General features: G+C 60.6%; 13 protein-coding genes. 1 reads left to right on the top strand and 12 read right to left on the bottom strand.

All coding sequences use genetic code 11. The features are described from left to right. Positions 1 to 58: 58 nt before the first annotated feature. From E2I15_RS37870 to E2I15_RS37820, 11 genes are all read right to left on the bottom strand, one after another. A complete protein-coding gene (locus tag E2I15_RS37870; protein WP_137483554.1) occupies positions 59 to 1,930 on the bottom strand; it encodes an AMP-dependent synthetase/ligase in 1,872 nt (623 codons plus the stop codon). 1 nt (position 1,931) lies between these two features. Then, entirely contained in the window at positions 1,932 to 2,711 is a 780-nt protein-coding gene (locus E2I15_RS37865; RefSeq protein ID WP_018268991.1) for an enoyl-CoA hydratase/isomerase family protein, read from the bottom strand. 27 nt (positions 2,712 to 2,738) lie between these two features. Beyond that, positions 2,739 to 3,869 carry an LLM class flavin-dependent oxidoreductase gene (locus E2I15_RS37860; RefSeq protein WP_137483555.1) on the bottom strand — a complete coding sequence of 377 codons (1,131 nt, stop codon included), beginning with the start codon at positions 3,867 to 3,869 and terminating at the stop codon, positions 2,739 to 2,741. Between the two features lie 200 nt (positions 3,870 to 4,069). After that, positions 4,070 to 4,852: a creatininase family protein gene (locus E2I15_RS37855; protein ID WP_137483556.1), complete on the bottom strand. Its 783-nt coding sequence runs from the start codon at positions 4,850 to 4,852 to the stop codon at positions 4,070 to 4,072. After that, positions 4,853 to 5,620, bottom strand: a complete 768-nt coding sequence (locus E2I15_RS37850; protein ID WP_137483557.1) for an enoyl-CoA hydratase/isomerase family protein — start codon at positions 5,618 to 5,620, stop codon at positions 4,853 to 4,855. Positions 5,621 to 5,784: 164 nt separating this feature from the next. Next, positions 5,785 to 6,441: an ABC transporter ATP-binding protein gene (locus E2I15_RS37845; RefSeq protein WP_246668437.1), complete on the bottom strand. Its 657-nt coding sequence runs from the start codon at positions 6,439 to 6,441 to the stop codon at positions 5,785 to 5,787. A 55-nt stretch (positions 6,442 to 6,496) separates the two neighbouring features. After that, entirely contained in the window at positions 6,497 to 7,222 is a 726-nt protein-coding gene (locus tag E2I15_RS37840) for an ABC transporter ATP-binding protein (RefSeq protein WP_018268995.1), read from the bottom strand. Then, complete coding sequence (locus E2I15_RS37835) at positions 7,219 to 8,166, bottom strand: branched-chain amino acid ABC transporter permease (protein WP_137483559.1); 948 nt, start codon at positions 8,164 to 8,166, stop codon at positions 7,219 to 7,221. The genes E2I15_RS37840 and E2I15_RS37835 overlap by 4 nt, the downstream gene beginning before the upstream one ends. A gap of 67 nt (positions 8,167 to 8,233) precedes the next feature. Beyond that, entirely contained in the window at positions 8,234 to 9,103 is an 870-nt protein-coding gene (locus E2I15_RS37830) for a branched-chain amino acid ABC transporter permease (protein WP_137483560.1), read from the bottom strand. A gap of 298 nt (positions 9,104 to 9,401) precedes the next feature. After that, positions 9,402 to 9,857 (bottom strand): flavin reductase family protein, encoded by a 456-nt coding sequence (locus E2I15_RS37825; RefSeq protein ID WP_229197888.1) that lies wholly within the window; start codon positions 9,855 to 9,857, stop codon positions 9,402 to 9,404. 118 nt (positions 9,858 to 9,975) lie between these two features. Next, positions 9,976 to 10,335, bottom strand: coding sequence for a VOC family protein (locus tag E2I15_RS37820; RefSeq protein WP_137483561.1), 360 nt, complete (start codon positions 10,333 to 10,335; stop codon positions 9,976 to 9,978). Between the two features lie 87 nt (positions 10,336 to 10,422). Here E2I15_RS37820 and E2I15_RS37815 point away from each other — a divergent pair, with 87 nt between their 5' ends. Beyond that, positions 10,423 to 10,764, top strand: coding sequence for a hypothetical protein (locus E2I15_RS37815; protein ID WP_137483562.1), 342 nt, complete (start codon positions 10,423 to 10,425; stop codon positions 10,762 to 10,764). Between the two features lie 191 nt (positions 10,765 to 10,955). Here the strand turns inward: E2I15_RS37815 and E2I15_RS37810 are convergent, their stop codons facing one another. Next, the gene (locus E2I15_RS37810; protein ID WP_155262204.1) at positions 10,956 to 12,971 is read right to left on the bottom strand and encodes an acetyl-CoA carboxylase biotin carboxylase subunit; all 2,016 of its coding nucleotides are present in this window, start codon (positions 12,969 to 12,971) and stop codon (positions 10,956 to 10,958) included. Positions 12,972 to 12,975: the final 4 nt, after the last annotated feature.

Genomic DNA, 12,975 nt, shown 5'->3' with positions numbered 1-12,975 from the left:
CAGGGACGTGTACTCGCGCCCCGGCGCTTCACGAGATCCGCCGCCCGCGTGATTTGGCTCAGGGTCTGATTTCTGCCTTGACGAGGTTTTCTTCGCTCTCGTCATAAAGCGTATCGATTAGTGATCGATACCTCTCCATGATCTGCTTCCGACGCTTCTTCCGAGTCGGCGTCATCGTGCCGTTCTCGGGAGAAAGCTCTTCCGGCAGTATCTGGAACGCTTTGATCTGCTCGGCCCTGGCGAGCCTGCCATTCGCCTTGCCGATCTCTGCTTCGATCATCCGCACCACGATTTCGGAGTTCGCCAGTTCCGAGTACCGATCGATCCGAAGACCGTGCGATCTGGCCCAATCCGTCGTCGCGGTCGCGTTCACCTCGATCAGCGCGGTGAGGTACTTCTTTCCTTCACCAAGCACAGCCGCCTCAGAGATAAACGGGCTGCGCCTGAGCTCGTTTTCGATCTGCGTCGGGCTGATGGATTTTCCATTGGAAGTGTTGATGATCTCCTTTTTTCGATCGACCAGCCTGAAGAGGCCGGTCGAATCGACATCCACGATGTCCCCGGTGTAGAGCCAGCCATCGCGCAGAGCGGATTTGGTCTCTTCCGGCTTATTCCAGTAACCGACAAAGAGTCCGGGCCCCCTGACAATCATTTCCCCGTCTTCGAGAACAGCGGTCTCCCAAGCCGGATCCCGCAGAGGTACGCCCACGGTGCCGGCTTCCGGCCATTCCGCCATCTGCACTAGGTTGGCGCCAACCAGCTCTGTCTGTCCGTAACATTCCTTCAGCTGCAATCCCCATAGCTGCCACAGCGACATCAGCTCGGGAGGCATCGCCGCAGACGAGGTGTATGTAACCGTGAGTTCCTCGAACCCGACGTCACAAAGCAGCGGACGGAAAACCTGTTGCTGGCACACGGCAAAGAGGCTGGAAATGAACGGTTCCGGCACGCCTCCGGCCTGACGATCATCAAGGGCCTTGCGGGCGATGGTCATCGCGAGCTGATAGTCCTGCTTCTGCTTCTCGGACCCGGAGTGAACCTTGCTGAGAATCTGGGTAGCATACCGCTGGAAGAACCGCGGCGGAGCCATGAAGTAGGTCGGCTTCACTTCCTTGACCGTCTGAGCGAACTCTGCGCTGTTCTCGCCGAAATACGGCACCAGGCGGATGAGCAGAGGCAGTGTCGTTGCCTGTGCGCGTGCCACCGTGTGTGACATCGGCAGGTGCACGACGACACGGTGGACATCGGAGCGCAACTTCGGCGTGAACAGGGTTACGCTGTGCGCGCCGGCGAGCAGCGACAGATGGGTCAGCATCGCTCCCTTCGGAAATCCCGTCGTTCCGGACGTGTACCCGATGCTGGTCAGGTCGCTCGCCTTTGCTTTCGCGACCTGCTCCTGCAGCAAGATGTCGGCGTCAACCGATGTTTCGCTCCAGAAATCATGAAGAGAGACGACGTTCGCCGGCCCGCCTGCCTTCTTCCAAGCGGGATCGAGCACGATGATTCTTTTCAGCTGGTCAGCAAGGCCCGATGCAAGGACGGTACCGAGCTGAAGTTCACTCCCGACGAACATGAACGACGTTCCGGAGTCGCCGAGATAATAGCCGACCTCCTCCGCCGATGAGGTGAAGTAGACGCCGACCATGATGCCGCCGGCACAAATGATCGCCATGTCGGCAAGAAGCCATTCCTGGGACACATCCCCCATGATCGCCGCGCGATCGCCGCGTTCGAATCCAGCCTTTTGCAGAGTGGCCGCCAACTTAGCCACCAGGTCCGAATACTGCTTCCAGGTCGTGGCGATCCACTCACCGCGACGTTTTTGCTTGAACGCGATCTCGTCAGAAAGCTCTACCCTCCGCTGGCTCAGGAGCTGCGGAATGGTCACGTCGGCGAGTTGGGCGCCCGACGCAAAACCCTCGGCGCTCACCTCAACGCTCCGCGAAGCGCTTGCGCTTTTCAGCGAAGGCGGCAACGGCATCGCGCCGTTCGGGCGCGGCAAAGGTGATCGTCTCGAGGGCGGTCGAGGTGTCTAGGAGCAGATGCGCGTACTGCTTGATAATCTTGTTCACGCAATACTTGGTCCAGATGATTGATTCTCTTGGACCGCTCGCGAGCATCTCTGCGTACTCGATTGCAGCATCCTTGACGTCCCTGTTCGAAATGACTTCGTTAATCATGCCGATGGACGCCGCTTTTTCGGCGGAGATGAAGTCGCCGGTCATCAGATAGTGCTTCGCACGGACGGGCCCCATCAACAGGGGCCACATCACAGCTCCGCCATCGCCCGCAACCACGCCGGCAGTAACGTGCGTGTCGGCAAACCTCGCGGCCGGACTCGCGAAGATGACATCGCAGAACAAGGCGAGAGTCGCCCCGAGACCGACCGCGACGCCGTTGACCGCGGCGATGATGGGCGCCTCGACTTCCAGCATGTTCCGGATCAGATGGCGTCCGCCCCGGGTCGGCGACGGGATCGGACTCTTGTCGAGCGTTTTCTGATCGCCGCCCGAACAGAACCCCCGTCCCGCCCCCGTCAGAACGATCGCGCGGACCGCCTTGTCCTCGTCCAGCTCGACGAAGACCCGCTCGAGCTCGCTGTGCATATCCCAATTGATCGCATTGAGAATCTCCGGCCGGTTCATCGTGACAATGGCGACACCGCTCGGCCGCTTCTCGACGATCAGATATTTGTAGTTCTGCTTCGACATGGCTATCTTCCGTTGGTTCCGGTTGGCTTACTTGTGTGGTCGCATGGCGCGGATCTGTCCGAGAATGTCTTCCGTAGGCCGGACGACATTGTTTCTGTCGTTGAAGTGCGGGATCACATAGCGGCCACACATGTCGATCGCTTCCATGATTTTCTCGTGATTGACGGAGTCGAGATGGAGAAGCACCTCGTCGACGCCCATCGCCTGGAACTTCTCGATCTGACGAATGACAGTGTCCGGGCTTCCGCAGACCGTTGTCGCGGAGTGGTTGAGCAAGTAGTCCCAGTCCTTTCCCGCTCGCTCCATGGCTGGCACGCTCTCGCTCATATACGCATAGTCGTCGGCAAGCTTCGCGAGACGGGGATAGGCGTCCGTTGAAATCCTCGCATAGTGCATGAGGGGCTCGGCGTAATCGTCCTTCGCTTTCTGATCGGTTGACCCGATGCCGAAGAAAAGTGGAATGCCGATGCGCGGCCGATCGAGCGGACCTTGCTCGTCACGCTTCCAGCCGCGAAGGTAAGTGTTTAGAAGTTTTTCCTGGACCTCCCATCCCTGGTAGATGCAGTTGCTCATGACGGCGAGGCCTTCGGATCCGGCCCAGCTGTGGCTCCGCTCGCTGGTCGCAGCGATGCCGATCACCGGATGCGGCTTCTGTATCGGCTTCGGTACCAGCATCCGCGGCGGGATCTGATAGTACTTGCCCTCGAAGGTGAAGATATCTTCGCGCATCGATTTCTTCAGGAGCGCGATACCTTCCTCCATCTGAGCGAGAGTTTCACTCGGATCAACGTTGAAGGCGCGCATGGCGATAGTCGTATTGGCTCGGCCGGCGTAGAATTCCATGCGGCCATGCGACAGGATGTCGGTGACTGCCAATCGCTCCGCCGATCGCAAGGCATGATTGATCTTCTGGGGCATCAGCGTCACCGCTGACCTCAGCTTCACGCGCGACGTAACGGCTGCAAGGTACCCGTAGACGACCTCCGGCGCGGAGCTCGAGATGCCGCCGAGTGCAACGTGTTGCTCGGAAAGCGCGACGCAGTCGAATCCGACTTTTTCCGCCAGACGCACCTCGTCCACGAGTTCATGGAGTCGGCGGGCATAGCTCTGCCCGACCTGGGTTTCTTGCTCCGACCAAAACCCGAACGTAAGTGCCATCTTCTGGATCCTCATGGAGTGTCAGATGGCGAAGCATTTCATGGGCGCGGCAACATTTTTGTTCGAATGCGCCCCGCAGTTACATGACTTTCCAAATTTTGTGCTGTGAGCAGTCAATGCCTGCCCCTTTCGCAGCCAACGCCGCTGAGCGTGGCTCGACAACCATTCTCGGCGTTCGTCTGCGGAGGAGCACGAGAGATTCAGACAACGTTGCTTCGGCTTCCAAACGAGACAGCCAGAAGATCTGCTATCGCCGCGAGACATCGCTCGCCGATCCGGGCTGTCGAGCCGAACGGGTTGCCGATGATGCCGTTGGCGGTGACGGACTTGATGCCGTTTTTCCACATTGCCTGAAGCTGCTCCTCGGATAGCGCACCGAGATGGCCGACCTCGAACCGATCGAGCCGAACGCTATCGGGCCGGAGCAACATCATGAGCGAGGTCTCCGCGATATCGGCATGTCCTCCAACCGCATTCGGGTCACCACCCGCTTGCTCGACGGCGCTTCGCCATCTCTCGATCCAGGCGACTGCATCGCAGTACGCGTCGATCTCGACGTCTGCCGGAACGGCGCTCCTCAGCCGGGGAAGCATGTCCTGGAGCGCGGGAAAATTCCCGATGTGGCCTGAGAACAGCAGAATGCGCCTGAAGCCGTGCCTCGCAAGGCTTGTGCAATAATCCAGGCAGATCGATTCGAACGTCTCCGGGCGAATGGAGATCGTCCCCGGAAAGACCAGATGGTGGGCTGAACAGCCGACCTTGATGGTGGGCGCGATCAGGGTGCGTCCCAGATGCCGCGCCAGCCTCGCCGCGATGGCGTCTGCATGATCCGCATCCATGCAGAGCGGAAGGTGCGGTCCATGTTGCTCCACAGCTCCGCAGGGTATCAGGACGGTCGATACCCCCGCAGCAAGGGCGACCGATACCTGTTCGAAGCTCATCAGTTCAAGACGGAGCTCGTCAGGCAATGCCGGTGCGGTCATTCACGCTTTCCTTGGCTGTTTCGACAGGAAGCGCGAACGCGCCTGTGCCGAACTATCGTCTACCAGATAGGCCGCAAGATCCTCGATCGTCACCGCCTCGAGCGCAGCATCGTCCATTTGGCCCGTCAGGTTCAGCGAACGCTTGATCGCCGCAAACAGCTTGCGCTCCTTTCCACGAAGATACCTGCATACCTCCCCGGCCCTCACCATCACTTCCGCGGTGCTTGCGATCTCGTTGATCGCCCCGATTTGGCGTGCCCTTTGGGCGTCGGTCAAGTCGCCCCAGTAGAGCAATGCCTGCGCCTCACGAAGCCCAAGCCTCTCGACTGCCTTCCGGATTCCCTTGGCTGCAGGCAAGAGGCCGTGGTTGATCTCCGGAAATCCGATCTTGCATTCAAGGTTCGCCACGACGTAGTCGGCGTGAAGAAGAAACTCCAAGGCCCCGCCGACGGCGTATCCACGCACGGCACACACGAAGGGCCCGGGGTATCTCTCCATCTCGCAAAGAAGCGCGTGGAAGCTCCTCATCCGAGGCTTTGATATTTCGATGCCGGCGACCTCCTTTATGTCTCCGCCCGCGCTGAAGAAGCGCTCGCCCTGGCCGGTCAGGACAATGCCCGGCGGCGACGTCTCGCGAGACAATGCGCGAAACGCCTCCAGCAGCCGGCCAACAAGGGCGTTATTCAATGCGTTCGCCGGCGGCCTGTTCATTGTCATGGTGACCACATCGCGGTCGCGTTCGATTAGAAGGGCGTCATCGGCTTCCATACAAATAGCTTAAGCGAAGCCTTGTGGAATTGATTGCGGTACACCCTTTCCCCGACGCCGCTGCTCGACACAAATGGTCGTGCCCGGGCTATTTCGCGGCATCTTCTGCCGCGATCGCTCGGCCGCCTTTTCGGATGGCGGGCTAGTCCCGCCATTCAGGACCGTTACAATCCAAGATAAGCGCGCTGAATCTCGGGATTGTCCAGCAACGCGTCGCTGGATCCGTGGAGCACGATTGAGCCGTTCTCCAGAACGTAGCCGCGATTGGCCAACGCAAGCGATTTCGCCACATTCTGCTCTACCAGCAGTACCGTGGCGCCCTGCTCGTGCAGGGACTTCACCACACGAAACATGACGTCCGTCAGGGCGGGCGAGAGCCCGATGGAAGGCTCGTCGAACATGACGACCTCGGGCTTCGACATGATTGCACGGCCGATAGCCAGCATCTGCTGCTCGCCGCCCGATAGCGTGCCGGCCAACTGCCCCCGGCGCTCCCGAAGCTTCTCAAACAACTGATAAACGAAATCGAGCGTTTCGGACCGCCCGGCCTTCGCGCGCTTCAGCGCCCCTCCGAGCAGCAGGTTTTCTTCCACAGAAAGACTTCCGAAGATCTGCCGACCTTCCGCGACCTGGGCAATGCCGCGCTCGCAGATCTCCCACGGCGGCATCCCGGTGATATCAACACCGTTCATCTTGATGACACCGCTCGACGACCGAACGATGCCCGAGATAGATCTGATGAGTGAGGTCTTCCCTGCGCCGTTCGCGCCAACGACGCAGATCAATTCGCCTTTGTGGATCTGCAGGGAGACGCCGTTCAATGCGCAGGATCCATCGTACGCGACACAAAGTCCGTCGATCGTCAGAAGCGCACCACTAAGCATGGAAGCCTGCCCCCAGGTAGCTCTCGAGGACTTTCGGATCTGCAACCACCTCTCCGGGAGGTCCCTCTGCGATCTTGGCGCCGTGATGCAGAACCACCACACGCGAGGCCACTTCCATCACGATGCGCATCACGTGCTCGACAAGGAGGATCGTCAATCCACCTTCGGCAAGCTTCTGCAGTACGCCTACAATACCCGCAGCTTCAGTCGGTCTCAGACCCGCCATAACCTCGTCCAGCAACAGCAATTTGGGCCGGGTCGACAGCGCCTTGGCCGTTTCCAGCATTTTCCGGTCCGGTAGCGTTAATTGATCCGTCCTCGCGTGGGCCTTGGCGGCCAGACCAACGCTTTCAAGAGACTCGTACGCCTTCGATCTGGCCTCGCTTACGTTTCTGGTCCAGCTGAAGGCTCCGATCATGGCATTCTCAAGCACCGACATCTCACGCATCGGCCGCACGATCTGAAATGTTCGCGCGATGCCCATCCTGCAAACCGTCTCGGGTGGCGAATTGTCGATTTGGCGGCCTTCGAACAGCACCCGGCCGCTGGTCGGCTTCAGGGCACCAGCGACCAGGTTGAAGCATGTCGTCTTTCCCGCTCCATTCGGTCCAATCAGCGCTGTGATCCGCCCGGCTCGAAGTGAGAAGCTTACATCCTTCACCGCGACCAAGCCTCCGAACGATCGGGACAGGTTCTCGACCTCGAGCAGAGTTGTCATTCTTCGACCTTTCGGGACTGCCACAGCCATGCCGTGGGTGGCGCCTGGATAGCTTTGCAAAGGCGCACAATCGCCGGCCAGATGCCGTCTGGCAGGAACCAGACGACCGAGATCAGGACAACACCGTAGGTAATATTGTTCAGTCCCGGGATCCGAAGACTGTCGCCGAGCGCGCTCATCAAGTGATTGAGCGGAATCGCGGCGAGCGACCCGACCAGCGGACCGAACGTGGTCCCCAGCCCCCCGACCACGGGCCCTATCAGGACGTCTACCGATAGCCCCATCCCCATGATCGAGTCCGGGAATATCGACCCTTGAACGAGCGCCAGAACTCCACCGCCCGCGGCAGCCGTTGCGGCCGATATCGAGATCACGAGAATCTTGTGCTGGAAGGTCCGGACGCCAAGTGCGCGTGCGGCCGATTCGTCGTCGCGCATCGCCCGCCATACGTATCCGAGGTAGGATCGTGAAATATATTCGGTTCCGATTATTCCCAACGCCGCCAGTGCAAGCGCGACGAAGTAGTAGAAGCGGGCATCGCCGCGAAGCATGGAGATCTCAATCCCGCCTGTTGGCGCAGGAAAGAACAATCCCTGCATTGCGCCCACGAACTCCCAGCCACTGAACATAATCCTGGCGAACTCGGCGGCGGCAATCGTGAGCAGCGCGAAATAGATACCGCGAACCTCGAACCGAAAGCTCAACCAGGCGATCGACGCGCCAACGGATCCGGCGAGGATCATTCCGGTCAAGAGCCCGACCCAAGGCGAAATGCCGTACTTTACGTAGAGGACACCGACGGAATAGGCTCCCAGCCCGACAAAGAGGGCGTGACCGATCGATAGCTGCCCGCCGATCCCAAGCATCAGGTTCCAGGACTGTCCGAGGAAGGTGAACAACAATACGATCGTCATCAGCGAGATGACGTACGGGTTTGCCAGCATCCCGACCAATCCCAGGACAGCGAAGACCGTTATTCCGGCAAGCCACCGAGTCCTTTCCAGCCCACGGTCAAATTTCTTTTGCACCAAAAAACCCCCTCGGACGGAAAACCAGGATGATGATCAGGAGCGCGTAAGGAAGCGCCGTCTTCATCGAAGGCGTGAACATCAACGCCGCGATTGCCTCGGCGACGCCGATCACCAGACCTCCGAGGAGTGCTCCGCCAAAGCTGCCGAGCCCGCCCACGATGACCGTCACGAAAGCAAGGAGAGTGAAATCGACGGCGAGATATGGTTGAGCGTCGAACAGGGGAGATATCAGGGCGCCGGCGACCCCTGCGCAAGCTGCCCCGATGCCAAAGGTAACGGCATAGACTCGTGGAATGTTCAGTCCAACGATGAGGCCGCCCAAACGATTGTCCGCCGCCGCCCGCAGCGAGCGGCCGAACGAGGAGAACTTCAGATACGCTCCAAGCAGAGCTATAAGCAGCCCGGCGGTCGCTGCCGCCTGCAATCTCGCCAAGTCGAGCGTCATAAGGCCGAGAGATACGGTCTGAAACGACAGCTGCGAAGCAGTGGGACGCGGATCCGGCCCGAACGCGACCAACAGGGCTCCGCTAAAGAGCAACGACAGGCCGATGAAAACAATGAACTGATAGTGATGCGGCCGGTTCACGAACCGCTTCACGATCAGCGCTTCTAACAGATATCCGAAGACGAACATCACGACCGCGGCGATTGCTGCCGCCACGATGATTGGGACGTTCCACAGCCGAACAGTCCAATAGCCGATGTAGACACCGAACACGACCATCTCGCCGTGCGCAAAATTTACGACGCGCATGACGCCGAATATGATGGTCAGGCCTAATGCAACGAGGCCGTAAACGAGACCGAGCAGAATGCCGCTCGCAAGAACATTTAGCCAGAGCGAGAGCATCAGCAAGCACTGACCGGCGCGAGCGAATGCCGGGTATTGGACACCGCAACACTCAGTAAGGCTGCCACCCGCAGCTGGCCGCGCTCGGATAGGATCGAGACCACCCCAGCGTTGAATTCCCACCTGATCTGGTCAGCGAACATGATCCCCCGCATTGGCATTCCTCCTGCGTTTGTGCAGATATCCTCTTGGCCGCCGGACGCTATGACCTGAGCCTTTGCTTCGCATTCTCGGTCGGCGTCCGGCCGCTATTCTCACTGAGTTCGACACTCATTCGGCAGCCCATGCGCGGGACCTTCTAACGCTTCGGTACGGTGAATTCGCCGTTTACGTAGACAAGCGGCTCGCGATCGAGGTTGGTTGTTTGGGCAACGACTTCGCCGACGAAGATCGTATGGCTGCCGGCATCGTACGAACCGGACACGCGACAGTCGAAGCTGCAAATTGCCTCGATGAGACTCGGCGCACCTGTCGTGAGTTGACGCCACAAACCGTCAGCAAAGCGTATGTCGCCCTTGCTTCCGTCCTGCCCGGCAAACTTCTTTGCCAGCTCGGCGTGATCCGCCGTGAGAATGTTCCAGCAGAATGATCCGCTCTGCTTTATTGTGTCGTGGCCACCGGCGGACTTGTTGACGCAAACGAGCACGCTCGATGGTTCGGTTGACAATGAGCACCCGGCCGTCAACGTCAAACCGTGCCTGCCCGGTCGCACGCCCGTCGTCACGATAGACACCGCGCCGGGCACGTTGCGCATTGCGCTCCGGAATTCCGCGCTGCTGAACACCGGGGATGGTTGGTTTGGCATCGGTGACACTCGGAAGTTCATGGTGATGGGTTCCCGCAAATACTCGAACCGAGTTGTCCGGAGTCGGCTAGCCGCCCTGCTTGTTCGACGCTTGAAAGAGCTGGATCGTGTTGTTTTGCGGATCCTTCAAGCAAGCCACACGGCCATGCGCCCCCATGTCCCGCATTTCGCCGAAAATCTCGGCTCCCAGGGCGCGGGCCCGATCGAGCGTCAGCTCCAGATCATCCACTTCAAATACGACGACCGCGTTCCGAGCCCCTTCGGAGGCCGACTCTCCGGGGCCTGCGATGCAGAAGGCGGCCTTCTCTCCGGCGAATTGAATCCATTTGGCGCCGTCGGCGAAGCGGATCGTCAGTCCAAGCGCTTCATAGAAGCCGGCTAACGCTTCAGGTTCCTGGGCGGTAAGATAGATGTGCTTGAGCTTCATCTCTTGCTTTCGATTCCGAGCGCACCATCAATCCGTGACCTCCGGCCACGCTTGTCCGATGATCTTTGCGCCGCGCGGTCGGCATTAATGTTCGAAGTTTTCACCGCGCGCATCGCCCATCAGCATATTATGCTGCAGGCTATCGGGGCCGGCTTGTTGAATTTTCAGCGCATGCGACGACGAGAGACGATTCATTGCGTCATCTTCCCGACAGAGCCTTCGGGCGCGTATCATCGCTTGCGCCGGCTGCGATTTTCCTGGCGCTCTCTTTTGATCATCCATGTCAACCCGCCGCTGGTGAGCGCTTGGGCAGTTCGCGAGTTATCCGATGACCGAATTGTCCTTTATTGGACCCTGCCGGCGCATTCGCGCATCTGCGAACAAGCTCGATTCTTGAGCAGTCGCATGTCGCATGAACAAGGCTTTTAGAATGCTCACTTCGTCGTGTCGTGGAACTACGCACGCCTTGATGTGGTGGGAACTGAAAGCCAGATGCGGGCGCAAAATCGGTCAACCTTGATCGCCCGCAGCCCGTTGCATATGGGGGCGGTCGCCCTTTTTCCGCCTTGGGTTAGCCGACATATCCTTAGGGTAGAATGCGAAGATCGCGATCCCTATTGTCAGGCGAACTCCAGGATCAGCGCATCGACCGCGAGCGTGGCGCCGGCGGCGGCGTGGATCTTCTTGACCGTGCCGTCGCGCTCCGCGCGCAGCACGTTCTGCATCTTCATGGCTTCCACAACCGCCAGGGTCTCGCCGGCCTTGACCTCCTGCCCTTCGGTCACCGCGATCGACACCACGAGTCCGGGCATCGGACACAACAACTTCTTGCCGGTGTCGGCGGCCGAGACCACCGGCATCAGCCGCGCCGAGGTCGCCTCGGTCTCGGTGAAGACATAGACCGGGACCTCAAAGCCCTGATGCGCGAGGCGGAAGCCGTTGTTGATCGCCCGCACCTGCACGGCGACAAAATTGCCGTCGACGGTGCCCTGCCAGACCGGCTCGCCCGGCACCCAGTTCGACACCAGATTGTGCGGATTGCCGGGCAGCCCGTCGGCGCCGATGAAGCGCACTGCAATCGCGTCAGCCTCGCGCGCGACGTCGAGTGCGATCTCGGCGTGGTCGAGCCACACCGCGCGGCGGCGCTCGCGTTGCACCACGCGGCCGCCCATCTGGCCGGAAATCTGCCGCTTGCGCTCGCCGAGCACGTGATCGATGGCAGCGCCGACCGCGGCCAGCCGCCGCGCAATCTCGCCTTCGGGGGCGCGCGCCGAAAATCCCGTGGGGAACTCTTCCGCGATGAAGCCGGTCGAGAGCCGCCCTTCGCGCCAGCGCGGATGGTTCATCAACGCCGACAGGAACGGAATGTTGTGCCTGATGCCGTCGACATAGAAGCCGTCGAGCGCGGTCGCCTGCGCCTCGATCGCCGCGGCGCGCGACGGGGCGTGGGTGACGAGCTTGGCGATCATCGGATCGTAATGGATCGAGATCTCGCCGCCCTCCTGCACGCCGGTGTCGTTGCGGATCGTGATGCCGTCATGGCTGGCTTCGGCCGGCGGACGATATTTCACCAGCCGTCCGATCGACGGCAGGAAGTTGCGGAACGGATCCTCGGCATAGACGCGGGATTCCACCGCCCAGCCGGTCAGCGTCACGTCCTTCTGCGCGATCGCGAGCTTCTCGCCGGCGGCGACGCGGATCATCTGCTCGACCAGGTCGATGCCGGTGATCAATTCGGTGACGGGATGCTCGACCTGCAGGCGGGTGTTCATCTCCAGGAAGTAGAAGCTCTTGTCCTGGCCGGCGACGAATTCCACGGTGCCGGCCGAATCGTAGTTCACCGCCTTCGCCAGCGCGACCGCCTGCTCGCCCATCTTCCGGCGGGTGATCTCGTCGAGCAGCGGCGACGGCGCCTCCTCGATGACCTTCTGGTTGCGGCGCTGGATCGAGCACTCGCGCTCGCCGAGATAGATCACATTGCCATGCTTGTCGCCGAGCACCTGGATCTCGATGTGGCGGGGATCGACGATGAACTTCTCGATGAAGACGCGGTCGTCGCCGAACGACGACTTCGCCTCGGCCTTGGCGAGGTTGAAACCTTCGGCGACCTCGGCCTTCGAATGCGCGATGCGCATGCCCTTGCCGCCGCCGCCGGCGGAGGCCTTGATCATCACGGGGTAGCCGATCTCGTCGGCGATCTGGACGGCGTGCTTGTCGTCCTCGATGACGCCGAGATGACCCGGCACGGTCGAGACCTTGGCCTTCGCAGCCGCCTTCTTGGATTCGATCTTGTCGCCCATCGCGGCGATGGCGCCGGGGTTCGGGCCGATGAAGACGATGCCGGCGGCTTCCAGCGCGCGCGGAAACGCCTCGCGCTCGGACAGGAAGCCGTAGCCGGGATGCACCGCCTGCGCGCCGGTCTTGCGGCAGGCCTCGACGATCTTGTCGATCAGAAGATAGCTCTCGGCCGCGGCGGGCGGGCCGATCAGCACGGCTTCGTCCGCCATCTCGACATGCAGCGCATCGCGGTCGGCCTCGGAATAGACGGCGACCGTCGCAATCCCCATACGGCGCGCAGTCTTGATGACCCGGCAGGCGATCTCGCCGCGGTTGGCGATCAGGATTTTCTTGAACATGGTC

Origin of the sequence: Bradyrhizobium sp. BR2003, assembly GCF_009720285.1 — a bacterium.
Taxonomy (GTDB): domain Bacteria; phylum Pseudomonadota; class Alphaproteobacteria; order Rhizobiales; family Xanthobacteraceae; genus Bradyrhizobium; species Bradyrhizobium elkanii.
This window is presented reverse-complemented; position numbering and strand designations above follow the sequence as displayed.

Coding starts and splice junctions, on each gene's coding strand:
- E2I15_RS37865 (WP_018268991.1), bottom strand. CDS start 2,711: ATGTCGAAGCAGAACTACAAATATCTGATCGTCGAGAAGCGGCCGAGC.
- E2I15_RS37860 (WP_137483555.1), bottom strand. CDS start 3,869: ATGGCACTTACGTTCGGGTTTTGGTCGGAGCAAGAAACCCAGGTCGGG.
- E2I15_RS37855 (WP_137483556.1), bottom strand. CDS start 4,852: ATGACCGCACCGGCATTGCCTGACGAGCTCCGTCTTGAACTGATGAGC.
- E2I15_RS37850 (WP_137483557.1), bottom strand. CDS start 5,620: ATGGAAGCCGATGACGCCCTTCTAATCGAACGCGACCGCGATGTGGTC.
- E2I15_RS37840 (WP_018268995.1), bottom strand. CDS start 7,222: ATGACAACTCTGCTCGAGGTCGAGAACCTGTCCCGATCGTTCGGAGGC.
- E2I15_RS37835 (WP_137483559.1), bottom strand. CDS start 8,166: ATGCTGGCAAACCCGTACGTCATCTCGCTGATGACGATCGTATTGTTG.
- E2I15_RS37830 (WP_137483560.1), bottom strand. CDS start 9,103: ATGCTCTCGCTCTGGCTAAATGTTCTTGCGAGCGGCATTCTGCTCGGT.
- E2I15_RS37825 (WP_229197888.1), bottom strand. CDS start 9,857: ATGCGCAACGTGCCCGGCGCGGTGTCTATCGTGACGACGGGCGTGCGA.
- E2I15_RS37820 (WP_137483561.1), bottom strand. CDS start 10,335: ATGAAGCTCAAGCACATCTATCTTACCGCCCAGGAACCTGAAGCGTTA.
- E2I15_RS37815 (WP_137483562.1), top strand. CDS start 10,423: ATGTTCGAAGTTTTCACCGCGCGCATCGCCCATCAGCATATTATGCTG.
- E2I15_RS37810 (WP_155262204.1), bottom strand. CDS start 12,971: ATGTTCAAGAAAATCCTGATCGCCAACCGCGGCGAGATCGCCTGCCGG.